25 protein-coding genes and 1 pseudogene are annotated in these 21,753 nt (G+C 67.4%); 15 read left to right on the top strand and 11 right to left on the bottom strand.

Annotated elements, in window-relative coordinates:
• Positions 1 to 516 precede the first annotated feature (516 nt).
• Positions 517 to 2,028, top strand: coding sequence for a S8 family serine peptidase (locus BLQ75_RS01450; protein WP_092596524.1), 1,512 nt, complete (start codon positions 517 to 519; stop codon positions 2,026 to 2,028).
• Positions 2,029 to 2,237: 209 nt separating this feature from the next.
• Here BLQ75_RS01450 and BLQ75_RS01445 read toward each other — a convergent pair whose 3' ends face one another.
• From BLQ75_RS01445 to BLQ75_RS01415, 7 genes are all read right to left on the bottom strand, one after another.
• Entirely contained in the window at positions 2,238 to 5,123 is a 2,886-nt protein-coding gene (locus BLQ75_RS01445) for a helix-turn-helix transcriptional regulator (protein ID WP_211481099.1), read from the bottom strand.
• 170 nt (positions 5,124 to 5,293) lie between these two features.
• A complete protein-coding gene (locus BLQ75_RS01440) occupies positions 5,294 to 6,079 on the bottom strand; it encodes a sulfite exporter TauE/SafE family protein (protein WP_092597199.1) in 786 nt (261 codons plus the stop codon).
• A gap of 78 nt (positions 6,080 to 6,157) precedes the next feature.
• On the bottom strand, positions 6,158 to 6,769 hold the full coding sequence (locus tag BLQ75_RS01435) for a rhodanese-like domain-containing protein (RefSeq protein WP_092596521.1): 612 nt from the start codon (positions 6,767 to 6,769) through the stop codon (positions 6,158 to 6,160).
• A gap of 106 nt (positions 6,770 to 6,875) precedes the next feature.
• Positions 6,876 to 8,300, bottom strand: a complete 1,425-nt coding sequence (locus BLQ75_RS01430) for an MBL fold metallo-hydrolase (protein ID WP_092596518.1) — start codon at positions 8,298 to 8,300, stop codon at positions 6,876 to 6,878.
• Entirely contained in the window at positions 8,297 to 8,617 is a 321-nt protein-coding gene (locus BLQ75_RS01425) for a rhodanese-like domain-containing protein (protein ID WP_092596515.1), read from the bottom strand. The genes BLQ75_RS01430 and BLQ75_RS01425 overlap by 4 nt, the downstream gene beginning before the upstream one ends.
• Before the next feature lie 178 nt (positions 8,618 to 8,795).
• Positions 8,796 to 9,065: a metal-sensitive transcriptional regulator gene (locus BLQ75_RS01420; protein WP_043575856.1), complete on the bottom strand. Its 270-nt coding sequence runs from the start codon at positions 9,063 to 9,065 to the stop codon at positions 8,796 to 8,798.
• A gap of 297 nt (positions 9,066 to 9,362) precedes the next feature.
• Entirely contained in the window at positions 9,363 to 10,334 is a 972-nt protein-coding gene (locus BLQ75_RS01415; protein WP_139182881.1) for a bacteriocin fulvocin C-related protein, read from the bottom strand.
• 327 nt (positions 10,335 to 10,661) lie between these two features.
• On the opposite strand from BLQ75_RS01415, the gene BLQ75_RS01410 reads away from it, so the two are divergent.
• The 10 genes from BLQ75_RS01410 (at position 10,662) to BLQ75_RS01365 (ending at position 16,822) form a co-directional block, all read left to right on the top strand.
• A complete protein-coding gene (locus BLQ75_RS01410) occupies positions 10,662 to 11,666 on the top strand; it encodes a CRISPR-associated endonuclease Cas3'' (RefSeq protein WP_092596509.1) in 1,005 nt (334 codons plus the stop codon).
• Positions 11,667 to 11,671: 5 nt separating this feature from the next.
• Positions 11,672 to 11,893 carry a hypothetical protein gene (locus BLQ75_RS01405; RefSeq protein ID WP_139182880.1) on the top strand — a complete coding sequence of 74 codons (222 nt, stop codon included), beginning with the start codon at positions 11,672 to 11,674 and terminating at the stop codon, positions 11,891 to 11,893.
• A 192-nt stretch (positions 11,894 to 12,085) separates the two neighbouring features.
• Positions 12,086 to 12,604, top strand: coding sequence for a hypothetical protein (locus BLQ75_RS01400; RefSeq protein WP_092596504.1), 519 nt, complete (start codon positions 12,086 to 12,088; stop codon positions 12,602 to 12,604).
• A gap of 37 nt (positions 12,605 to 12,641) precedes the next feature.
• The gene (locus tag BLQ75_RS23280) at positions 12,642 to 12,872 is read left to right on the top strand and encodes a hypothetical protein (protein WP_170837264.1); all 231 of its coding nucleotides are present in this window, start codon (positions 12,642 to 12,644) and stop codon (positions 12,870 to 12,872) included.
• Positions 12,856 to 13,269, top strand: coding sequence for a hypothetical protein (locus tag BLQ75_RS01395; protein WP_170837263.1), 414 nt, complete (start codon positions 12,856 to 12,858; stop codon positions 13,267 to 13,269). Before BLQ75_RS23280 ends, BLQ75_RS01395 begins: the two co-directional genes overlap by 17 nt.
• A 1,115-nt stretch (positions 13,270 to 14,384) precedes the next feature.
• Positions 14,385 to 14,900, top strand: coding sequence for a tetratricopeptide repeat protein (locus tag BLQ75_RS01385; RefSeq protein WP_092596496.1), 516 nt, complete (start codon positions 14,385 to 14,387; stop codon positions 14,898 to 14,900).
• Between the two features lie 141 nt (positions 14,901 to 15,041).
• Complete coding sequence (locus BLQ75_RS01380) at positions 15,042 to 15,335, top strand: hypothetical protein (protein ID WP_139182879.1); 294 nt, start codon at positions 15,042 to 15,044, stop codon at positions 15,333 to 15,335.
• Positions 15,335 to 15,571: a hypothetical protein gene (locus tag BLQ75_RS01375; RefSeq protein WP_092596493.1), complete on the top strand. Its 237-nt coding sequence runs from the start codon at positions 15,335 to 15,337 to the stop codon at positions 15,569 to 15,571. The genes BLQ75_RS01380 and BLQ75_RS01375 overlap by 1 nt, the downstream gene beginning before the upstream one ends.
• A 412-nt stretch (positions 15,572 to 15,983) precedes the next feature.
• Positions 15,984 to 16,463, top strand: a complete 480-nt coding sequence (locus tag BLQ75_RS01370; protein ID WP_092596490.1) for a DUF6247 family protein — start codon at positions 15,984 to 15,986, stop codon at positions 16,461 to 16,463.
• On the top strand, positions 16,460 to 16,822 hold the full coding sequence (locus BLQ75_RS01365) for a hypothetical protein (protein ID WP_092596487.1): 363 nt from the start codon (positions 16,460 to 16,462) through the stop codon (positions 16,820 to 16,822). The genes BLQ75_RS01370 and BLQ75_RS01365 overlap by 4 nt, the downstream gene beginning before the upstream one ends.
• Positions 16,823 to 17,181: 359 nt before the next feature.
• Here BLQ75_RS01365 and BLQ75_RS01360 read toward each other — a convergent pair whose 3' ends face one another.
• The 4 genes from BLQ75_RS01360 to BLQ75_RS01345 form a co-directional block, all read right to left on the bottom strand.
• Positions 17,182 to 17,508, bottom strand: coding sequence for a hypothetical protein (locus BLQ75_RS01360; protein WP_092596484.1), 327 nt, complete (start codon positions 17,506 to 17,508; stop codon positions 17,182 to 17,184).
• 283 nt (positions 17,509 to 17,791) lie between these two features.
• Positions 17,792 to 18,328: a hypothetical protein gene (locus tag BLQ75_RS01355; RefSeq protein WP_139182878.1), complete on the bottom strand. Its 537-nt coding sequence runs from the start codon at positions 18,326 to 18,328 to the stop codon at positions 17,792 to 17,794.
• Positions 18,316 to 18,837, bottom strand: a complete 522-nt coding sequence (locus BLQ75_RS23715) for a hypothetical protein (protein ID WP_211481098.1) — start codon at positions 18,835 to 18,837, stop codon at positions 18,316 to 18,318. Before BLQ75_RS23715 ends, BLQ75_RS01355 begins: the two co-directional genes overlap by 13 nt.
• Positions 18,824 to 19,066: a hypothetical protein gene (locus BLQ75_RS01345; protein WP_244515152.1), complete on the bottom strand. Its 243-nt coding sequence runs from the start codon at positions 19,064 to 19,066 to the stop codon at positions 18,824 to 18,826. The genes BLQ75_RS23715 and BLQ75_RS01345 overlap by 14 nt, the downstream gene beginning before the upstream one ends.
• Positions 19,067 to 19,678: 612 nt before the next feature.
• Here BLQ75_RS01345 and BLQ75_RS01340 point away from each other — a divergent pair.
• The 4 genes and pseudogenes from BLQ75_RS01340 to BLQ75_RS01325 all read left to right on the top strand — a co-directional run bounded on the left by BLQ75_RS01340 (position 19,679) and on the right by BLQ75_RS01325 (position 21,533).
• Positions 19,679 to 20,530 carry a helix-turn-helix domain-containing protein gene (locus tag BLQ75_RS01340; RefSeq protein ID WP_157734698.1) on the top strand — a complete coding sequence of 284 codons (852 nt, stop codon included), beginning with the start codon at positions 19,679 to 19,681 and terminating at the stop codon, positions 20,528 to 20,530.
• A 19-nt stretch (positions 20,531 to 20,549) separates the two neighbouring features.
• Complete coding sequence (locus BLQ75_RS01335; protein WP_092596475.1) at positions 20,550 to 20,750, top strand: DUF397 domain-containing protein; 201 nt, start codon at positions 20,550 to 20,552, stop codon at positions 20,748 to 20,750.
• Positions 20,751 to 20,823: 73 nt separating this feature from the next.
• Positions 20,824 to 21,321, top strand: coding sequence for a DUF5753 domain-containing protein (locus BLQ75_RS01330; RefSeq protein ID WP_342028272.1), 498 nt, complete (start codon positions 20,824 to 20,826; stop codon positions 21,319 to 21,321).
• Between the two features lie 12 nt (positions 21,322 to 21,333).
• A pseudogene (locus BLQ75_RS01325) lies at positions 21,334 to 21,533 on the top strand (DUF397 domain-containing protein).
• Positions 21,534 to 21,753 lie beyond the last annotated feature (220 nt).

The following is a 21,753-nucleotide window of genomic DNA, read 5'->3' as shown; positions in this document are numbered from 1 at the left end:
TCGGAAATCCCAGGATTTCTCCATGCCGTATTTCCCGGTTTTCCGCGTTATTGGGAAAACTGTCAACTCCGTGCGCACCGCTGAGTTTTCCCTCATCGGCCCGATCGGTCTCCGGTGGGGTGAATCGATTCGAGCCTGCTGCGGGGGAGGGGTTTCGTATTGTGACAGCGGTATTAAAATCCCCGGTGTTCGCGGTGACACGACTTCCGTTCCGTGGGATGTCGCGCCCTCGTCGATCTGTCGCGAAGACACCGGACGGAAAGGACGAACACGGCGGGAACGTGCGCGGCCGAGCGCATCGTCCCGACGCCCGTCCGGTAATTCCGGGAATGTCGCATTCCGTTTCGTAGGTACCCCTACCTACCGTTCCACGGATTGTTCCTCACCGATCGCGCCCCGATCGTTCTGGGCACTGTTCACCGGCACTTCACCGGGTGCGAGAGCGAGAAACCCGGTCGTGCGGTGCGCGGAAACCGTTCCCGCCGCTTTCGGGCGGCGCGATCAGCAGGAGGAACGATGCAGCACCCGACAACGGGGCGTGGCAGGCTCGCGGGCCTGTGCCTGGGCGCCGCCGTGGCGACCTCTTTCGGACTCGCCACGGCACTGCCCGCCCAGGCCGCGACGGGCGAGATCCGCGGTGCCGAAGCGGAAACGGCCATCGCCAACGACTACATCGTCGTGTTCGAGGACATGGCCGCCACCGGTCCCGGTGGTGTGAGCGCGGCGGCGACCGACCTGGGCAGCCGCTACGGCGGTGAGGTCCAGCGGACCTACGAGACCGCGCTGCGCGGCTTCTCCGTCTCGATGAACGAGACGGCCGCCGAACGACTCGCGGCCGATCCCAGCGTCAAGTACGTCGAACAGAACCGGCGGGTGCACGCGCTCGGTACGCAGCAGAACCCGCCCTCGTACGGACTGGACCGGATCGACCAGCGCGATCTCCCGATGGACGACTCCTACACCTACCCCAACCAGGGTGAGGGAGTCACGGCCTACGTGATCGACACCGGGATCAGGACCAGCCACGAGACCTTCGGCGGCCGTGCCTCCAGCGGTTACGACTTCGTCGACGGCGACTCCGTGGCCAACGACTGCAACGGTCACGGCACCCACGTGGCGGGCACCATCGGCGGTGCCGAGTACGGCGTCGCCAAGAACGTCGACCTCGTCGGCGTGCGCGTGCTCGACTGCCAGGGCAGCGGTTCCTACGCGGGCGTCATCGACGGCATCGACTGGGTCACCCAGAACGCCGATGGTGCGGCCGTGGCCAACATGAGCCTCGGCGGCTCCGCCAGCAGCGCCGTGGACGACGCGGTGCGCAGCTCGATCTCGGCGGGAGTCACCTACGGCATCGCCGCCGGGAATTCCTCGGCCGACGCCTGTAACTACTCGCCGGCCAGGGTCGAGTCGGCCATCACGGTCGGTGCCACCAACAGTCAGGACGCCGAGGCCAGCTACTCCAACTACGGTGACTGCCTGGACATCTACGCCCCCGGCAGCAACATCACCTCCGCCTGGATCGGCAGCGACACCGACACCAACACGATCAGCGGTACCTCCATGGCGACCCCGCACGTCGTCGGTGCCGCCGCCCTGCTGCTGGCCGACACCCCCTCCGCGAGCCCGGCACAGGTTCGTGACTCGATGGTCAACAACGCCAGCACCGGCAAGATCTCCGGCATCGGGTCCGGATCGCCGAACAAGCTGCTCTACGTGGGAGACAGCGACGGTGGGGACCCGCAGCCTCCGCCGGAGAACAGCGCTCCCACCGCGTCCTTCACGGTCAACTGCACCACCGCCGGGTGTGACTTCGACGCCTCCGCCTCCAGCGACTCGGACGGCTCGGTGGAGTCCTACGCCTGGCAGTTCGGTGACGGTGCCACCGCCACCGGCAGCACCGCCAGCCACAGCTACGGCGGCGGCCAGTTCACCGCCACGCTGACCGTCACCGACAACGACGGGGCGACCGGTACGGACACGCACCGGATCGACTGCTACGACTTCGGCACGGTGTACTGCTTCGCCTGAGCACCGGCCCTGTCGGGCACGACCGAAGGGGACCTCCCGCCGCTCCCACGGCGGGAGGTCCCCCGTGTGTGCGGTAGGGATCGTCGTGAGATCCGGCCTCGCTCCTGGAACGGGGAGTAACTACCCGATGTCGGGCCTCCCCGCAGCGAGAGCCGTGCCGGAGGTTCGCTACGGAGCCACCTACGACGACCGAGCCGGAGAGTCCGCAGTCAATCGGTCCGGACTTCGGTGCGGGAGGTTACTCCCAGCTTGCGCATCACCTTCGCCACGTGTTGCTCCACGGTTCGTGGCGACAGGAACAGGATCGAGGCTATCTCGCGGTTCGTGTTGCCCAGTCCCACCAGCCGGGCCACGTCCCGTTCCCGGGGCGAGAGCTCGTCACCGTAGCCCCGACGTCCCCGTCGGGATGAGGGCGGTGACACCCCGCTGCCCCGCAGCAGCCGCCTGCAGCGAGCCGCGTCCCGGTCGGCGCCCAGCCGTTCGAACCAGCCGATCACCTCGGACATGCGTCCCGCCGCCGACTCCTCTCCGGTTTCGAGTCCCCGGGCGGCGCACCGCTCCCCGGCCAGCGCCGCACCGTAGGGGCACGGCAACGCGGCATAGCCCGCGCGGGCCGTCTCCCACCATTCGGCCGCCGCCGTCGGTTGCTCGGCCGTTTCGCACAGCACCGCGCGTGCCGCCGCCGTGGCCGGTGCCACCAGCGGGTTCCGGCGGTTCGCCGTCGCCGCGACGAACTCGTCGAGCAGGTTCCGGGCCTCGGTTCGCCTGCCGAGCCGTGCGTAGGCGGCCACGGCCTCGGGCAGCAGCTCGTTCGCCCAGATCCAGATGCCCTTGCGCCGCACGACCCCCACCGCGTGATCGGCCGCGTTCACCGCGCCCGCCGTGTCCCCGCGCAGCAGCCCGAGCCGTACGCGGGCGGCTCCGGCGGCGATCACCACGGGGGTGAAGGACTCGTCCGGGGTGTCCACACCGGTGGCCGCGAGGTGCCGTTCCGCGTTCTCCCATTCGCCGCGCATCACGGCGTGCTGCCCGAGCACCAGCGAGAGCTCCACCGCCACGGGGCGCAGTTCCCCGTAGTCCCGCAGCGCCCGCTCCGCCTTCTCGGGCAGTTCCGCCCACTCGCCGGTCAGCCAGCGCAACCTGGTCTCGGTGCCGTGCAGTGTGCTGTCCAGGTACGGGCTGCCACCCGTCACGCGGGCGAGCCCCCGTGCTTCGGCCAGGTGCTCCCGCGCCGTCGCGTACTCGCCCAGCCACGCGTAAGCGTCGGCGAGGTTGCCGTGGACCCGGGCGATGTGGTGGTGCTCCGGGCCGGGGCCCGGTGAGGAGGGCAGCAGTTCGAAGTGCCGCCACACCTCCGCCGAGTCCGAACCGGACAGCGCGGCGGGCAGCACGTTGGCCAGCAGTTCCGAGCGCAGGGCCGTGCTGTCGGTGCCGTCGAGGACCTCCTCGACGCGCCGCTTCCACTCCGAGCACTTCTCGAACGGTGTGGTTCCCACGTGGGCCTGGGCCAGCGCGGCCATCCCGACCGCCGCCCGGTCGGGGAAGGGCCGCAGTTCCTCGACGGCCAGCTCGATCTCGCCGCGCGCCGTGGCCAGGCAGGCGGTCTGCCGCAGCAACAGCAGTCCCAGGCTGAGGCGCACCTCGCCCCTGGCGGTGTCGGAGAGTCGTGGGTCGGACAGCACCCGTCGCAGCGCGGCCGAGACGTGGCGCTGCGCCAGCCCGCCGAGCGCGGCGTGCCCGAACTTGACCGCGAGCCGGTCCACGTCCGCCGTGGACAGCGAGGGCTCCTCCAACAGGGAGTACAGCAGTTCCGTCGCGGTGGCGACGTCTCCCATCCCGATGGCGCGGTCGGCGGCGGCCGTGCCGTGGCGCAGCCAGTCCGCGATCCTGCCGCAGGCCATGCTGTGCTCGGCGAGCTGGATCAGCGGGGGGTGCTCCTGTTCGGCGAGCACGCGCAGTGCCCGTTCGTGCAGCTCGGTCCGCTCCGGGCCGGTGAGCGTGTCGTAGACGGCCCGGCGTGCCAGGCAGTGCCGGAATCCGTAGCGCCGGGAACCGTCCTCGTGCAGCACGTTGGCGCGCAGCGCCCGCACGATCCGGTGCGCGGCGTCGGGTACCCCGGCGACCCGTCCCAGTAACCGGGCCTCGGCCGGGACGCCGAGCACCGCCGCGGCGCGCACCAGGTCCGCCACCGGTTCCGGCAGCGAGGCCAGCCGCTCGGCCATCGCGTCGCGCAGCAGCACCGGCACGTCGAGCTGTTCGACCGCTCGCAGTGCCCCGGCCGCGTGCGGGGTTCGTTCGCATCCCGGTCGCAGTGTCCGCAGCGTCTCCTCCACGACGAACGGCAGACCGGCCGTGCGTTCGTGCAGCTGTCGCGCGAAGCTCTCCTCGACCTGTTCCGTGCCCAGCAGCAGGCCCGCCAGGGTGCCCACCTGTTCGGCGTTCAGCGGCCGCAGCTTCACCACCGCGCTGCGTGCCCGTTGCGGATGGCGGTAGGCGCTTCCCAACGGGGTGCCGCCCGCCAGTTCCTCCCGGCGGTAACTGAGCACCACGGACAGCGCCGGGGGAGGGTCGGCCGTCAGGAACCGCAGCAGTTCCCGAGTGCCCTCGTCGGCCCAGTGCAGGTCTTCGACCACGAGGACGGCGGGCTGCACGGACTCCAGCAGCGCGTGGACACCGCGGAACAGCCGGTGCCGCTCCGCGGCGGTGTCGCCGAGTGGTTCCGGGGTGGAGGGCAGGAACTCGCCGAGTTCCGGAAGCAGTCTTCGCAGCGCACCGGTGACCGGGTTGAGGTGGTCGGGCTCGGGGGGTGGGCCGAGGGTGCGCAGCGCGTCGACCACCGGCCCGTAGGGGAAGGGCTCCTGGAGTGGCTGGCAGGCCCCGATGAGCACGGTTCGCTCCGCTTCGAGGCGTTCGAGGCCCTCGCGGATCAGCCGCGACTTGCCCACCCCGGCTTCCCCTTCCAGCAGTACTACGGCGGGTGGGGCCAGCACCAGCTCCGTGATGGTGTCGAGTTCCGCTTCGCGACCCACGATCACCGGGCAGGTGCGATTCCTCGAGACGAACGGTTCGGAGGGACGGGTTTCACCGCTCAGCATGCTTACCCCTTCCGCGACCGCGTGGCGTCGGGGGCGGATCAAGTTGAAGTAACGGGAAGCGTATCCCTCGAATGAGTGAAAAACTTCGATCTAAAGAGTGAAATTTGTTCCCGGTTTTCCCGCCGTTTCCGGTTGGCGTGAAGCGGAAACGGCCCCTGAGCGCTGCTGTTTCAACCGTTCAGCGCGGCCGGTGCCAGCAGGGCCGAGGTTCCCACTCCCACCGCGATCACCAGCACCACATAGGCGAACCAGTGCCGGATCGTCTCCGCCCGGAGCCGGGTGGCCAACCCGCCCGCGAGAACCGAGACGACCAGCGCGGTGCCCGCGAACGCCAGCACCACCGGATACCGGACCTCGTCCAGCACCCCGGCGTGCGCGATCAACCCGCCCAGCGCGTTGATCAGCACCACCACCAGCGAAGTGGCCACCGCTGGCTGCGCGGCCAGCCCCAGCAGCAACGTCAGCGCGGGGACGACGACGAAACCGCCCCCCACGCCGAACAACCCCGTCAGCACCCCGACACCGGCCCCGGTCAGCAGCGACCTGGGCAGGCAACTGCGCCACTCGATCCCACCGGCGTCGGTGCGGCAGGAACCGCCCTCGCCGTCCCCACCGGACAGCATTCGAACCGCGACCACCGCCATCAGCACCGCGAACGCCAGCAGCAGCCAGCGGTCCGGCAGCCACCTGCCGACAGCGGTACCGGCGAACGCGGCGGGCACCCCGGCCGCGCCGAACACCAGCGCGACCGGCCAGAGCACCCTCTCCCGGCGCTCGCGGGTAAGCAGCCCGCCGACCGACGAAAGCGCCACGATCAGCAGCGAGGCGGGTACGGCGATCCGCAACGGCAGTCCCACCCCGTACACCAGCGCGGGAACAGCCAGGATCGAACCACCGGCACCGAGCAGCCCCACCGCCAGCCCGATGACCAGGCCGAACGCCACCGCCGCGATCATGTCGGTCCCCACTCCGGCCCGCGCCGTTCCGAGCGGGTCGCCGGGGTGACGCGACGGCGGGGAACAGCCGCTGCCCGCTCACGCATCCGGTTTCACCGGTTCGGCGTCGCGCAGCGCCGACAGCGCCACGTCCGGGTCCACCGTCTTCCCCCGGTTGTGCGGCAGCAGGCTCAGCAGGCGCGCCATGGCGCAGGTGTCGCTGATCGCGGCGAACGTGAGTCCCGCGCCCACGAACCCGGCCAGCCACCGCAGCGGGCGGTAGACGAGGCTGCCCAGCACCCCGGTCAGCACGAGCGAGCCAGCCACCAGCCGCACCTGGCGCTCCATCGGCCACACGCCCCTGCCGCGGTTGACCTCGCCGCCTTCCCGCTCCCACGCCGTGATTCCGCCGGGTAACACGTCGCAGCCGTGCACCCCGGCGCTCTCCAGCAGCGCCCTCGCCCGCTCGGCGCGGGTGCCCGAGGCGCACACCAGCACCACCGGGTCGTCGTGCGCGCGGTCGAGCTCGTCCCGTCGCTCGCGCAGCAGGTCCAAAGGGACGTTGCGCGAACCGGGGATGTGCACCGCGTCGAACTCGCCGGGGGAGCGGACGTCGATCAGCCTGGTCCGGGGGTCGGTTCGCGGGTTCTCGTGCGGTCGTGCCGCGCGCGGGGGTCCGGGGGTTTCGTTCGTGGGGACGTCGTCGGACAACGGGTTTTCCTTTCGTCGGTCGTGTTCCGGGCAGCGTTCGGACCGGCTGCGCGGAGTCGTGTGCGCGGCGCCGCCCGGCGGGGAGGGGGCCGTGCGGGCCGGTGCGTCAGGACGAGACCAGTTCCAGCCCCGCCTCGCCCGCCGCGTCGAACCCGTCGTCGACGAGCACCGCCTCGCGGCCCGCCGACTCCAGCAGCGAGGCAGCGGCGGTGGCCCGGTAACCGCTGCCGCAGTGCACCCACACCGTGCCCGCCGGGACCTCGCTCACCCGTTTCGGCAGCTCGTACAGCGGGATGTGCACCGCGCCGCTGATGTGCGAGTTCCGGAACTCGTTGTTGGTGCGTACGTCCAGCACCACGTCCGCCTCGGGCATCCCGTTGCGCTCCCCGGCGCGGGCGGCCGCGAGGTCGCCGAAACTCGCGGTGCGGGTCTCGCGCAGTTGTGCCGGATCGGCGGCCAGCTCGTCGGGCCGCCCGCTAGCCGCGGCCGCGAACCTGTCGATGCCGATGCGGGCCAGCTCGCGCTGGGCCTCGGAAACCTGTTCGGGCGACTCGCCCAGCAGTGTGATCGGAGCGCCCCAGTCGATCATCCAGCCCAGCCAGGTCACCATCGGGCCGTCCAGGCCGAGCCCGACCGTTCCCGCGAGGTGTGAGCGCACGTAGGCCCTGCGCGAGCGCAGGTCCACCACCCACTCGCCGTGTTCCAGCCGCCGCGCGAGCTCCGCCGGGCTCGCCTCGGCCGGGTGGCGCAGGTCCAGCGGTTCGGGACCGGCGATGTTGCGCACCCCCATGTGCGCGTAGTAGGCGGGGTAGACGTCCAGCCCGGACAGGACGCTTTCGACGAAGTCCCCCTCGGACAGCGTCAGCGCGGGATTGAACTCCTTCTGCTCCGCGATGGTGCTGGCGTCCCCGGATGCCTGGGTGGCCGAGCAGAAGCTGCCGAAGCCGTGCGTGGGCCATACCCGCGCCCCGTCCGGCAGCACGTCGGCCAGCTTCCGGGCCGAGGCGTGCTGGTGCCGGGCGAGTCGTTCGCTGTGCTCCTCGCCGAGCAGGTCGGTGCGGCCGGTGGTGCCGAACAGCAGCGAACCGCCGGTGAACGCTCCGAAGGTGCCGGAGTCGTTCTCCAGCAGGTAGGACAGGTGGTGGAAGGTGTGCCCCGGTGTGGCCAGCGCCCGCACCCGCAGGTTCTTCGAGACGGTCACGATCTCGCCGTCGTGCAGCGGGCGGTGGTCGAACGGTGCCTCGTCCGCCGCCGCCACCCCGTATTCGGCCCCGGTGAGCCGGGCGAGCTCCAGCCCGCCCGAGACGTAGTCGTTGTGGATGTGCGTCTCCAGCACGAGCCCGATCCGCACGTCGAGGCGGCCCGCCAGCGCGATGATCCGGTCCACGTCGCGTTGGGGGTCGACCACCACCGCCGTCTCACCGTCGGTCGCCAGATAGCTGCGGTCCCCCAGCGAGGAGGTGGCGATCACCTCCACGTGCGGTGTCTCCGAGTCCTCCCGCCCCTCGGGGCGTGTCATGGTTCGCGTCATCGCTGTGCACCCCCTTCGGTGTTCCGGCCGGATTCGACCCACGCCGCCGTTCCACCCGATACCGAGACCGCGTCGACACCCGCTTCGCGCAGGGCCCGGGCGGCCCGCAGACCGCGGCCCCCCGACTGGCAGACAACCCGTACGCCGTCCGGGAACTCGCCGGGTGCCCGCAGCACCTGTTCCAGCGGGACGTTGCGCGCTCCGGGGACGTGTCCCCGCGCGTACTCCTCAGGGGATCGCACATCGAGGACCTCCGCACCCGCGTCGCGTGCGGCGGCCAGATCCTCGACGGTCACTTCGATCGATTCTTCCGGCATTGTCACTCCTGATACCCTGGGGGGTATACAACTATTAAACGGGTTCCCCGGTGGTGGGATTCCGGGGGTTCGGGGCCGACGGGTCGATTACCGGTGGGACCCCGTGGTCCGCGGCTCCGCCGTCACGGCGGTCGCGTGCCGGCGCGTCGTCCCGTTGACTCGGGCAGGCGCCGCTCGCTCAGGCCAGCGCCAGGAACAGCCGTTCCAGCTCCTCCTCGGTCATGGGCGGTTCCTCGCCCTCCTCGCGGGCGGTCTGGCAGTGCCGCATGCCGCTGGAGACGATCTTGAACCCCGCCCGGTCCAGGGCGCGGGACACGGCGGCGAGCTGGGTGAGCACCTGGGCACAGTCCTCGCCCTCCTCGATCGACTCGATCACTCCGGCGAGCTGGCCCTGTGCGCGGCGCAGGCGGGTGAGGGCGTCGCCCACGCGTTCGGGTCTCATCTCCACTGTCGAACACCTCCGTGGGGTGCGGTTCCCGGCTCGGTTCCCGAATGTACCCCCAGGGGTATCCGAGTGTCACTGAGGTGGGCGGTGACGCGGCGCACTCAGCGGGGAGCGGTCCGGCCCGTCGAGCGCGCGGGTGGGCGGGGAAGTGTTTCGGGCACGAGTCCGTGCCCCGGTGGCCGGGGTGCGGGCCGGTCCGGGGCACGGGGCGTCACGGCGCGTTCGTGGCGCCGTGTTCGGGGTGGTGATCGCGGTTGTTCGTCGAGTTCAGCGGTTCGTGATCGGTCGGGGCTGACCGGTTCAGCCGCCGTACTCGCAGAGGCCGTTGCACACGTACAGCCCGAACGTGCCGCAGCCCTTGTCCTGGAACACGCAGTTGCTGGACTTGTACTGGCAGTAGTTCCGGTCGGGGCAGTACTCGCTCTCGTTGCTGCATTCGCAAGCGGGCTGTGCGGCTTCCCTCGGACGGCGTTCCGCCGGTCCCAGTGTGGCGATCACACGACCCGACTCGTCCTTTCCGAAGGCTGCCTTGGCGTTCTCCTCGAGATTTCTCACCGCGCGGGTAGGTTCGTCCCGGGATTCGAAGTTCCTCGGGTTCGCCGCGACCGCGGCGGCCTCGTCGAGGACCTGCTTCTGCTCGGTGGTGACCTCGGGATTCTCGGTGCGGTAACGCCTGAGGTGTCGGCTCCAGAACTCGCTTCTCCGCTCGGGAGAGAGTTTGGCGTAGATCGCGCGTCGATAGGCCATCGGATAAGCGATGATCTCGTCGTATGTGGTCGGCAGATTGTTCGCGTTGGCCTCGACCCAGCGCCGCGCGGCGGCACAGCGCTGTTCGGCCAGTGCGGGGGTCTTGCCGAACAGTACGATCCCGGTGGCCAGCGCCGCTCCGCCGCCGAGGCGCAGGAAGCCCGCCCGGCCCAGGGTGTTGGACTCGGTGGACTCCAGCGGGTGGCCGTTGGCCTGCCTGCGCAGCGCGCCGAGCGAGCGCAGCACCCGGAGGGTGGAGCGGGCGCCCAGCCTGCGCAGCAGCGGTGGTGTCATGGTTGGGCCGGTCCAGGCCCGCGCTTCGGCTCCCTCGATTCGCAGCAGGGTGGGCGCGTTCGGGGGGTCTTCGCCGAACTTCGCGGCGCGCCAGTACCGTACCTGCGGATTGTCCAACGGCAGCACTTCGAGCTTTCCGTCGCACGCTTGTGCGATAGCGTCGGAAATCTCCTGACACGTGGCGCACGACCCGTCGAAAGCAAGTATCCAACGCTGTTTTTCGTCACTCATTTTCGCGTCTCCCTGGGGTGGCGTCCGACATTCGGGTGAGTACGTTTTCCTTGTCGGTGGAAAAGGCTATTGGAGTCAGGGCGAGCACAGTAGGGAATTGCCCGGAAATCATTCAATAGTAGTAGCCGGTACTCGGCCGCACGATAAGTGACGATTTCTCGGGAATTTCCGATTTTCCGTGGTCCCGTGCGGCGGTGTCTCACGGCCGGATTCCCAGGTGTACCCGGCGACCGCCGTATCGTCGGTGGTGCGCAGTAGGCTTGCCGTGTTCGTCCCGGCACGAAGTGTGCGAAACCGGAGGTGGATGTGCCGGATCACGTGCCACCAGTGGCCGACTCACGGTTCTGGGGCGAGGAACGCGGCCTGGCAGGCGCGTGCTACCCGGTGGCGTGCCGCGGTCTCGACGCGGCGGCGATGCTGCGCCGCCTGTGGCGGGAGTTCGTCTCGCCCGACCTGCGCGCGCGGTTCGCCGAGCTCCTGGAACTGTCCGAGGAGGAGTCCCGTCGACTGCTGGAGTTCTGGGCCGCCGCCCACGACATCGGCAAGATCACGCCCTCCTTTCAGGCTCAGGTGGAGATCCCCGACGGCTACGAACCGGACGAGGTGACCGCTCCCCACGACGAGGCCACGCAGCACGCGCTGTGGCCGCTGCTGATCGAACTCGGTTGTCCCGTGGAAGTCGCCAAGTGGGCGGCACAGCTGCTGGGCGGGCACCACGGCCGGTTCAACGCGATCGACCGGAACTGCCGTTCCCCGGTGAAGTCCCGCACCCTGGGGCTCGGCGACGAGCGGTGGGCACGGCAGCGCTCCGACACGCTGCGCGTCTGGTTGGCTGTGCTTGAACCGCCCGTGCCCCGGCGGTTCGAGCCCGCCGCCGCGAACGTGGTCACCGGACTGGTGATCCTCGCCGACTGGCTGGCGAGTCGGATTCCGTACGTGCTGAAGCGGTTGCCGGACGTCCCGGAGCGGGGCGACGTGGCCTCGCTGGACTCGTTCCTCCACGGCTCGTTGGCCGAGGCCCCCGCCGTGGTGGCCGAGGCCGGGTTCTCACCGTTGCGATTGCGCTCCGGTTCCTTCGCCGAGGAGTTCCCCGAGTTCTCCGCCAACGAGCTGCAACGCGACATCGCCGAGCGCTTGCCGAGCTCGCTCGGCGTTGGAAAAGCTGTCGGATGGACTGCTGCCGGAGGAGAAGGCGAGCACGTGGTTCCAGGTGGATTCGGAGCGTGGGCTGCCGCACTTCGTGGGGGGACGACGGAGTGCCGCGCCTGGACGGGCCGGACGGTCCGGCCTTGCCCCGGTCCAGCGACGGGAAACTCTCCCACGAGGAGTTGATCGCGATGGTGCGGCGTTCCGTGCCGATGCCGCGCGGGCCGTTGACGTCGGTGCCGCCCGACCAGCTGCCGAGGTTGCTCCGGCCGTGGCGCGACATCTGGCCGCTGGGGGAGCTGGTGGCGCTGGAACATTCCGTTGCCGAGGACGGGAAAGCCGCTCCCGTACGGTTCGGCGACCGGTTGCTGTGGTTGGACGAGGACGTCGGGCTGGAGGAGGTGGCGCAGTGAGGGATCGCGACCGTCGCCCCGGTTCTTTCGTCCTGTGTGGTCCCCGTGAGGGTGCTTTTCCGCCGCTACATAGGCGTGAGAACGTGCGGCGGCGATTGTGACGTCGCGGGTCGCGGAGGGTGCTCTCCACGGGCGTGGAGGTGGATCGTCCGGCACCGGATCGCCATCGAAACCGTACAGGAAGGACCCCCTATGGCCACGTTCTCCTTCGACAGCTTCGCCGCCTGGGCGTTGCCACTCCGTTCCAACACCACACGCGGTCTCGCCGCCGAATACCTCGTCGCTCACGCCGTAGGCGGCGACCTCAGCCAGCCCCGCGACGAATGGGGCAACCACGACACCGTCACCGCCGACGGCATCACCGTCGAAGTCAAGTCCGGCGCCTACCTACAAGCATGGACGCAGTCCGCCCCCAGCACCATCGTCTACACAGGGCTACGCGGTAAATGGCTCGGCGAACAGGGGATCTATCTCGACGGACCACGCGAGTACCGCTCGCAAGCCTATGTGTTCGCCGCGCACACCACGACCGACCCCGACCGCTACGACGCTCTGGACCCCGGCCAATGGGAGTTCCGGGTGCTCGGACGCTCCCGGCTCGTCGCGCTGAACCAGGACTCGATCAGCCTGACCAGGCTCCAACAGCTCCACCCCGAGCCCATCGCCTACCGCGATCTCAGCGCCGCTGTGCGGGACGTGAGTTTTGCGTGAAACCGGCGAGAGATGATCATGACCACCAATGACCGTAATGATTCGAAATTATTACTGCCATGCGGGCATGGTGTCGAGCACGAAGCGGTTCCGGATCACCTGTGACGACACTCAGCCGCTGTTGATGCGCAAGGCGCGCCTCTCGGGCCCGTTGGGCGGGATCTCGAAACTCATGAAACCCATCAACGCCAAGTACGTGAAAACCGAGGCCGATCATGAGGCCACTCGCCCGCCTGGAGCTCTGGGGTGGGATGTACTACGACAGTGAGTACGGCCTCTACCTGCCGGGGCAGAACTTAGAACGTTGTTTGAGAGACTCCGCCACGATCACCAAGGACGACGAAGAGATCGAACGCGGGGTGTTCATCGATACCGAGCTCAACCTCCTCGAATACGACGGACCCCGCGACATGCACGCCCTGTGGCAAGACAAGGACTTCGTCCACCGCCAGCCATCCAAGGTAGGCATGAATCGCGTAATGCGGGTACGTCCCGTTTCCCGGCGATGGAGCTTCTTCGCCGAGGGGCTGTACGACCCCAACGTGGTCAACCTCGGCGAGCTCGCCCGGATCGCCGACACCGCCGGACGTCTGATCGGGCTCGGGGACTGGCCTCCTCGCTACGGCCGGTTCATCGGAACAGTGGAAGAGCTCGTCGATGCCTGAACAGCTCCGATCCGCCGAGATGCGTGCCCGCTGACGCATCGTCTACGATCTCTTGGCCGACACCCCGACCGCCGAGATTCTCACCTACGACCAGATCGCCGGCGCGCTCGGACTCGACCCCGTGACCGACCGGCAAACCATGCGCGGGGCCATCCGCCGTACAGCCAAACACCACCGGAGCCAGGACGAACGCTCGGTCGAAGCCGTCGTCAGCGAGAGACTACCGCGTTGCCACCCCGGAACAACACCTCGGTCTCGCTCATCAGTATCAAACGCGCGTTCGCTCCCAGTTCGACAAAGGGAGCGCTTCGGGCCGAAGACACCGATATGAACCAGTTATCCCGGAGGTGTGGATCGTCTTCACCAACGTGGTCCGGGTTTTCTCGATTCAACAGGAACAGGTCCGAAGGCTCGATCTCAAAAACGACGAATTCCAGGAGGCCGTGGACACGGTGGACAAACGGCAACCCCATACCGCTTCCGAAGTGGCCGGCATGGACGGGCTACTTCGTCGTCTCGAATGTATGCAAGGCTTTTCCAGTGACGACGAACAGGAATCCGGCGGGCAACCTGTCGGAACGCCAGGCCAGACTAGTCGAGTCCCGGCGAGTCTGGGCGCGGCCTAGCGCCCCAGGTCGTGTCGCTTTGCGCCAGGGCGATTCGAGGCTGCGCGGAGTATGGCTGACTTTGGCTAGACAAGGAACGGCCGGTGACCGGCAGCCACCGGGGTTCGGGGGCCGGCATCCACGGCTCCGCGGAGATATTCGGGGAGCCGCCACGAGGTCGCCTGTCCAATCGTGGTGCGGTCACTGCTGGCGAGCCGCGGCTTGGTTGGGCGTGACTTTGGTGGGGCGAGTCTGGTCAAGGCAAGGACGTTGGCCGCGCGATTCACGCGCGTGTGCTCTCCACGGGCGTGGAGGTGGATCGGAACTGAGCCAGCCTGTGATGGGAAAAGCGTCCCGCGGGTTGTGCGGGAGTCGGATATCTCGATCAGAGTCCTCCGGTCGAAGTGTGCTGTACTCTCGCCGCCGCGTATGCGCGTGCCCACTGGGGTTTCCGCAGTAGTCGCCGGTTGGCTCACAGTCGGTAACCGTTCCATGTGAAGGATCGCGCGCATGAACTTGCACGAGGAATTGGATGTGGCTTGGCAGGAGTTGGAAAGCCTGTCGCCGGGGGAATTCGTTGCCAGGATCACGAAGATCGTCGGGTCGCCAGGGGTGCCCGATGAGATCCGCGAATTCCAGTTGGCCTGCGCCCACGACTCGACGGGCTCTCCCGAGCTGGCCATCCCCGGCTATCGGCGCGCCCTCGAGGCGGGCCTGAGCGGATACGAGAACCGACGAGCAAAGATCCAGCTCGCCAGCTCGTTACGCAACATCGGACAGGTGCGGGAGAGTGTGCGGATTCTTATGGCTGAATCCACCACCGAGGGAGACGGGCTCGACGACGCGGTCGTGGTCTTTCTCGCGCTCGCGCTGACGGATCTGGGACAGGAACGCGAGGCCGTCTCGCGGTTGGTGCACGCACTGGCCGACCACCTGCCCCGCTACACGGCGTCCGCCCACCGTTATGCGGATGCCCTGAACACGGATCAGGCGGCAACGTTGCTCGAGGGTGAAGAAGACCGGTGATCGCTTCAGGCTGGCGTGATCTCCACTGGCGTGGCGGTGGTCGGCGGGGTGTCGTCGTGGTGTGAGTCGGTCGGGTGATTACCGGCTGGTCAGGGGTGCGGGGCGGGTGGTGGTGTTGGCATACTTCGCGCCATGTTCCGGATGAATTCGGGCCCCCTGGCGGTCGAGCGTGACCTGGACGACATTCGGGAGGCGTTGCGGCTGTACGGCGAGCCGCACGAGCTGGTGCAGTTCGATCTGGAGCGGGAGTACGGGTTCACCGAGGAGCAGTTCACCGAGTGGTGGGCCACCGCTACCAGCGCCGCGAATCCGCCGACCGAGCACGATCGGGAGATGATGCGTCGCCTGTTCGAGGAAGGTGACCAGACGGGATTCTCGGAACGGATCGACGACTTGAGCGATCCCACCACCCCTCCGATTTGGTTGAGGCATTGATGGCCCGCTACGTGATTCGCTGGGGTGAACAAGCCGACCGGACTTACAATGATCTCCCGCCACGGCTTCAGAAGGCGGTGGACAAACGACTGGACGAACTGCGCGTCGAGCCGTACACCGGTACCTACGACAAAGGTCGTGACCAGTGGAAGGCCGCGTTCGACGGCGGTATCGTCATGTACACCGTGGGGGAGCGGATGTTGTTGATCGACGTGCTGCGCATCACCGCCCTCTGAGCTTCTGCCGTTGTTCGGAAACTCCAGCACGGTGATCGCGAGACTCGGGGATGCGGCATCCGGAAAGTTCGAGCCGAAGCTCTGGGCCGCTCGTTTCCGGTGAGCTGTGATGGGGGCTGGTCTGGTCGATAGCTGGGGTGACTCGGTGTGGGGCAGGTTCGTGGGTACTGGTGTAGTTCGCTCGTCGGGCCGTGAATCCCGCGTGGGGGTTCCGTTGTGTCGGTGGTGTGAGAACGTGCAGCGGCGGTCGTAGCGTCGCGGGTCGCAGAGGGTGCTCTCCACGGGCGTGGAGGTGGACCGGTGATCGTGGTTGGCTGACCACGATGCTGCTCGTGCTCTCCACGGGCGTGGAGCTCGTCTGTGAACGACTGGGGGACTTGCACCCCTCCAAGTTTCGCATTAGTTTGAAACTATGGAACGTGCTCTGGAGGCTCGGTTCTCCGACCTGGTCAACCATCCCAAGGACACGGTCGCCAAGATCAATGCGAGCCGTAGTCGTCACCTGTGGTTGCGCCGCCGTGACGACGAGGATCTCGTGTTGACCACCGCTGCTCGGGCCGAGCAGGAGAACGAGGTCGTCTCGGCCACCACCGCCCTGTTCACGGCCATGATGCGCCAGGACGGGGCCGCGCTGTCCTTACTGATCGATGTCGTACCCGAAGCCTTTCCCTGGGTGCGCTTCCTGCCCACCGAGGATGTGCGTGCGTTCGTGGTGGAACTCGTCGAGACACTGCGTGCCACCGAAGCCATCGACAATCCGGCACCCGTGGCACAGGTCATCGAGTCCTGGAAACACACCGCGGAGGCGTACGCCGACCCCGAGGTGCATGCTTCGCTGACAACCGACGCCACCGACCACGGCCCGGCGACCGAACCTCCCAGTAACGTATGAGTGGTGGCGGTACCCGACGCAAGCAGCGCGTCGCCCCACCGGCGGCGCGGGACCAATGGGAGATCCGGTGCGGTACCAGTGAGGCCGGTAAAGGCTGGGACGAGCTGTGCCAGCAGGCTCCTGGTAACACACGCCGCGCTTGGGAACAGCTCAGCAATGATCCAGCCCCACGAATGGAGACTCAGCGCCACCATCGGCTCAAGGGATCACTGCGTATCGGAACCTTCGAGGGGCGGGAGCTGCCCGCATGGCAGATCGAAGTCACCGGCGGCGGGCGCGTGTGGTATCTCCTCGACGAACAGCGTCGCACCGTATGGCTCATTCACGCCGGTACGGGACACCCCAAAATGACCGAGTAGTCGTGTTGTCCATTGTGGTTTGAAATCTGAGTGCGGGACAACCTCGTGGACCACACGAAATTCCTCGTGGTTCGCCTCCGGCGAGGCGTTGTGGATGTGATCTTCCGGATGACAGGGTAACTCGACGTAGTGTCCGTTCAGGTGGTGTTGCCAGGCCGCTGGTACGTGATGTGTGGGGGTTTCGGTTGTGTTGGTGGTGTGAGAACGTGCAGCGGCGGTTGTAACGTCGCAGGTCGCAGAGGGTGCTCTCCACGGGTGTGGAGGTGGACCGCGTTGGTGTGGGTGGACGAGCCCGCCGACGAGGTGCTCTCCACGCGTGTGGAGGTGGACTGTGAACCGGTTCGGGAAGCTTTTTCGTCTCATGCGGGGTGGTGAACTATCATCGTCATGACGGCGAGTTCGATCGTGTGAACGCCGATGAGGAGCAGGCCGACGAGGATCGGCCAGTTCGGCCGCCATCCGGCGAGGCGCACTCCGGCGACTCCTGTCCACCACAGTAGGCAGGCCAGTGCGCTGAAGAGGGCGTGGAGTTCGATGTCTGAGCCGCTGTGGTGAAAGAGCTTCGTGAGGAATGACAGGCTCAAGATCGTGGTGATCCATCCGCTGTAGGCGAAGGCGGCTACGGCGAGGGCGGTTCCGGCGCATTCGCGCAGCAGGATCGTGGTGACCGGGGAGATTCTGGACATGACGATGCGTCCTGCTCGGTTCGATGGTGCGGTGTTTGCCCCCGGCCGGGGCGGTGGAGAACCGGTACCGCCCCGGCCGGGATGGGGTGTCGCGCCGGGGTGGGGAGGGGAGGATTTCCGGCGCGGCACCGGCTTGGGGTGGTTCTGTTTTCGTGGTGCCGATTTCGCGAGAAATGGATGGCGGGGTGGTGGGTGGCCCCGCACGCCGTTGTGCGGGGCCGCGACGAACGCACGCCGGAGGATCGGGTGCTCTCGTGGCACGCGTTCGGGTTTTGTGCGTTGGTCAGGCAGCCAGTGGTGTGTGTCGGGGGCCGTCGTGAGGTGACCGGGTGCTGGTAGAGGTGGTGCCGCTGGGCTTGTCGGGGTCGCGGGTGGGTCGGCCTTGTCCGGTGTTGCCGTGTGTGTTCCACAGTGGACGCACTTGCGGCGAGTGGGCCGGAAGATGCCCGATGGTGTGCAGGCAGGCGTCGCAGACCGATCGGTCGTCCTCGTCATGTTCGGGTGGTGTGGGGCTGGCTCGGCCTCGGTAGGGGCCGTGTCGGGCCAGGTGTCCGCACAGCGCCCGCAGTCCGGAGTGTCGGAGTGCGGTGTTGGCGGGGCAGGCGTGCCAGCGGGATTCGTGCACGCTGACGAACCAGGCGTGACGCTCGGGCTTGTTCAGCGTGTCGGTGGCCGGGTCGACCGTGCCAGTAGGAGGATCAGCGGTACCGGCAGCAGGACTGTCGTTTCCACTTAGGACACTGCTTCTCCGCGAGAGGCGGTTTCCGCTGAGCAGGTGGCGCAGCACGAGCAGCAGCACGGTGAGGGTCATGATGGCCACGTCTCCCGTTCCAGCAGTGCCGAGTCGAGTTCGTCGCGCAGGTGTCGGGCTTGCTCGGCGGTCAGCAGCGTCACCGCGGCCGGGGTGGGCGCCAGCAGTGCGATGCCGGAGGCGGTGGGCTTCAGCCGCAGCACGGTGGGGCCGTGACGTTGTTGGTGGCAGGTGATGTCGCGCCAGCGCGAGGGAGGGATGGTGGTGGGGCTGTCGGTGTCGAGGTGGGCGAGTTCCAGCAGCCAGGGTTCGTAGGTGTTGGTGGGGCTGGGTGGGTGGTGATTACTGGCGGCGAGCAGGTGTTGGGTGCACACGCGGCAGTAGTGGTGCCACCCGGCCAGGATTCGGTCCGGCGGGTGTGGGGGTAGTTCGATGGTCTGGCCGCAGAAACAGGCCACGAAGCCTCGGCCCGCACGGGCGGAGTCGGTGTGTTTGTAGGGGGCGGTGGCGTGGATCTCGCCCGAGCCGGTGCTGGTGACGAACCGGGGAGGCGGCACGCAGTGTTCACTGGTGGGCATGGCGCACCACCCGTCCCCGGAAGCTGGAGACCGCGATCGTGGAGCAGCACGGGGCGCACAGCTCGGGATCAGCCTGCGGCTCACCGATACCGAGTATCTCCCCGACACCGAGCCGCATGCGGCACAGACTCAGCACCCACGAGGCCGTGTACTCGCTCGGATGATGCTCGATGGCGTGCAGCCGGGGCGGCTGGCCGTAGTGGTGATCAGCCTCAGTCGGGGCCAGCACCAGAAACACCGGGCTACGCGGAAACAGCGGCCGCACCTCAGCTCACCCCCAGCCGGGAGAGGTGGTGGCCCCGCGAGATGGGACGCGTCCTGACACGCGTCGTAGTAAGCGCTAGCATGAACAACGCTCCCTTTCACACACGGTTGGTGGAGCCCCCGCGTCCATGTGCTTGCCGGCTGGGACGGCGGGAGAAGAGCTGCTCGTTCGGTGGTGGTGACCATCGAACGAGCAGCTCACAACACGGCGAACGCGCTGCTCGCCTCACACAGCGCAGTGCGAGTGCGTGCCGGACAGTGCGTAGTGCACATCCCCCTTGGCCGCACTCGGATTTCGCAATCGTCTCCGGACAGTTGTTTCCCTGTCCCAAACGAAGAGTTGGCGATCGTCGGCTTGTCGCAAGGACTTCTCACCGGGTAGCTGCCGCAGAGCCACCCTGCGCTTCTCTCTTCGAGAGTATTGTTCAACAGCCCTCTCATTGCCTCCTCCTCGGCATCAGCAATGCTTTTGTGTTGCTGATCGATTATGAAGAACTATAACGGTTACTGGTAACGGTTACCAGTCGCTCTTTTGGGTGATCGCGCTTCGGCCTCCGAAGGGGAGAGGATGCGCGTCATGAAGGAGAGTCCGACCGCACGCCGACGAGCTCTTGGTCAAGCACTGCGTGAACTCCGCATCGCCGCTGGAAAGGACACCGCTGAGGCGGCAGCGATAATCGAGTGCTCCGAAAGCAAGATCCGCAAAATCGAGTACGGAGACGTACCCACCAAGGTTGCCGAGCGCAACGCGCTCGTAGAGGCGTACGGAGCCTCCGATGAGGACAGATCCGAGGTTCAGGAACTAGCCAAAGGAGCAAACCAGCGCGGTTGGTGGCAGAGCTACAGGGGTGCTGTACCTCGCTGGTTCCGCCGCTACGTCGGTCTGGAGTCAGCAGCGGCAGAGATTCGCACCTACGAGACGGAGTTGATTCCGGGCCTGCTCCAGACTGCGGACTACGCACACGCTTTGATCAACAGCAGCAATCCAGAGATGCCAGCCGAGGAAGTGGCAAACAGGCTCAAGGTTCGTACCGAACGCCAGGAACGTCTGCTCAGCGACGGAGCACGCCTGGTAGCCGTGATCAGCGAAGCCGCCATCCGGAGAACCGTCGGCGGGCGAAGTGTCATGACTGATCAACTCAACCTGTTGCTGGACGTTCAGCAGCAAGCTCAAATCGAGGTGCAGATCATTCCTTACTCGGCCGGTGCCCACCCCGGAACTGGTTTTCCTTTCGTGTTGCTTCGCTTTCCCGACGACGTAGCCCCTTCGTTGGCTTACACGGAGAGCTTGACCTCGGCCGCTTACCACGATCGTCAGCCTGACGTAGAGACATATACGATGGTCTTCGACCGGCTACGGGCCACGGCGTCGAGTCCCACGGAGAGTTCGGAGCTGATCCGCAGAGCGGCCCGAGACCTACAGACATAGCAAGACGAGAGGGTGCGGCATGAGCGAGCTTCACGGCGCTGTATGGCGCAAGTCCAGCCGCAGCGGAGGAAATGGGGGCAACTGCGTTGAGGTCGGTTACGCCTCCGGGATCGTGGGAATCCGGGACACCAAGGACCGTCGTGGCGGGACCCTCGCCGTGGAATACACCACCTGGACCGCGTTCCTCCGGACCGTCAAGCAGGGCCGCCTCGACAGCTGATCCCACCTCGTGAAGTCCCGCTCGGTGTGCCATCGGGCGGGACTTTTCGCGTCTGCGGTCGTGCTGGTTTGTCGTGGTGCACGGGGATTGTGCCGTGTCCCGGGCAGGCAACTGCCCTGCCATCGCTAGCTACAACGCGGTGGACCCCCCACGGTGGGTGCAGGCCAGAGCGGAACGTCAGAAACGGCTGACCGAGCTGAATTCCCTACGTCTGCGAGCGGTCATCAGTGAAGCGGCGCTCCGTCGTGAAGTCGGTGAATCCTCGGTCGTGGCAGAGCAACTGGACCAAGTGATGCGTTGGTGTGAGCTTCCGAACGTGATTGTCCAAGTGCTGCCCTACAGCGCAGGAGCGCATGCCAGCCCGTCCGGGTCATTCGCGTTGCTCTCGTTCGACAACAACGAAGCTGTCGGATTTCTCGACACTCCGTTGGGAGGGCACACCGTGGATGATCCCAACGATGTGGAGGCTTTGAAGTACGTCGGAGACGAACTACGATCCACAGCCCTGCCAGCACCAGCTTCGCTGGAGTTGATACGTAGCATTCGGGAGGCGCACACGGCACAGACCTAGGAGGCTGGCACAGTGGATCTCTCGCGTGCGACGTGGCGAAAGTCGTCACGGTCGAACAGTGGCGGCAACTGCGTCGAGGTCGCCCAGAATCTGCCGGGGCCGCTCTCCTCCGAGACAGCAAGCTCGGTACCGACAGCCCCGTCCTCGCGGTCTCCCCGAACCACTTCACCGCCTTCCTCGACGCGCTCAAAAGCGACCGCCTCGACGGCTGACCCGCCTCGTGAAGTCCCGCTCGGTGTGCCATCGGGCGGGATTTTCGCTCCGCTGTCCACGATGGTTTGTCGTGGTGTGAGGAGACGGGGGTGTTCGGTTGTCGAGGCTACGATGGCCCGGATCGGAGCTGGTAGAGAAGTGCTGATCCCACGGTCGAGATGCGGTGTCCCGATGTCGCGGCGGTGTGAGAACGTGCATCGGCGGTCGTAGCGTCGCGGG

It is taken from the genome of Actinopolyspora xinjiangensis (assembly GCF_900104475.1).
Taxonomy (GTDB): Bacteria; Actinomycetota; Actinomycetes; order Mycobacteriales; family Pseudonocardiaceae; genus Actinopolyspora; species Actinopolyspora xinjiangensis.
The sequence above is the reverse complement of the archived record's forward strand: the minus strand, read 5'-3'. Positions and strand labels throughout refer to the sequence as shown.

Bases quoted from the DNA above. Each gene is read 5' to 3' on its own strand.
- BLQ75_RS01445 (WP_211481099.1), bottom strand. From the start codon at position 5,123: ATGCTGAGCGGTGAAACCCGTCCCTCCGAACCGTTCGTCTCGAGGAAT.
- BLQ75_RS01340 (WP_157734698.1), top strand. From the start codon at position 19,679: ATGAAGGAGAGTCCGACCGCACGCCGACGAGCTCTTGGTCAAGCACTG.
- BLQ75_RS01380 (WP_139182879.1), top strand. From the start codon at position 15,042: ATGAATTCGGGCCCCCTGGCGGTCGAGCGTGACCTGGACGACATTCGG.
- BLQ75_RS01450 (WP_092596524.1), top strand. From the start codon at position 517: ATGCAGCACCCGACAACGGGGCGTGGCAGGCTCGCGGGCCTGTGCCTG.
- BLQ75_RS01375 (WP_092596493.1), top strand. From the start codon at position 15,335: ATGGCCCGCTACGTGATTCGCTGGGGTGAACAAGCCGACCGGACTTAC.
- BLQ75_RS01425 (WP_092596515.1), bottom strand. From the start codon at position 8,617: ATGCCGGAAGAATCGATCGAAGTGACCGTCGAGGATCTGGCCGCCGCA.
- BLQ75_RS01360 (WP_092596484.1), bottom strand. From the start codon at position 17,508: ATGTCCAGAATCTCCCCGGTCACCACGATCCTGCTGCGCGAATGCGCC.
- BLQ75_RS01385 (WP_092596496.1), top strand. From the start codon at position 14,385: ATGAACTTGCACGAGGAATTGGATGTGGCTTGGCAGGAGTTGGAAAGC.
- BLQ75_RS01415 (WP_139182881.1), bottom strand. From the start codon at position 10,334: ATGAGTGACGAAAAACAGCGTTGGATACTTGCTTTCGACGGGTCGTGC.
- BLQ75_RS23280 (WP_170837264.1), top strand. From the start codon at position 12,642: ATGATTCGAAATTATTACTGCCATGCGGGCATGGTGTCGAGCACGAAG.
- BLQ75_RS23715 (WP_211481098.1), bottom strand. From the start codon at position 18,837: ATGCCCACCAGTGAACACTGCGTGCCGCCTCCCCGGTTCGTCACCAGC.
- BLQ75_RS01395 (WP_170837263.1), top strand. From the start codon at position 12,856: ATGTACTACGACAGTGAGTACGGCCTCTACCTGCCGGGGCAGAACTTA.
- BLQ75_RS01430 (WP_092596518.1), bottom strand. From the start codon at position 8,300: ATGACGCGAACCATGACACGCCCCGAGGGGCGGGAGGACTCGGAGACA.
- BLQ75_RS01400 (WP_092596504.1), top strand. From the start codon at position 12,086: ATGGCCACGTTCTCCTTCGACAGCTTCGCCGCCTGGGCGTTGCCACTC.
- BLQ75_RS01405 (WP_139182880.1), top strand. From the start codon at position 11,672: ATGGTGCGGCGTTCCGTGCCGATGCCGCGCGGGCCGTTGACGTCGGTG.
- BLQ75_RS01370 (WP_092596490.1), top strand. From the start codon at position 15,984: ATGGAACGTGCTCTGGAGGCTCGGTTCTCCGACCTGGTCAACCATCCC.
- BLQ75_RS01440 (WP_092597199.1), bottom strand. From the start codon at position 6,079: ATGATCGCGGCGGTGGCGTTCGGCCTGGTCATCGGGCTGGCGGTGGGG.
- BLQ75_RS01335 (WP_092596475.1), top strand. From the start codon at position 20,550: ATGAGCGAGCTTCACGGCGCTGTATGGCGCAAGTCCAGCCGCAGCGGA.
- BLQ75_RS01365 (WP_092596487.1), top strand. From the start codon at position 16,460: ATGAGTGGTGGCGGTACCCGACGCAAGCAGCGCGTCGCCCCACCGGCG.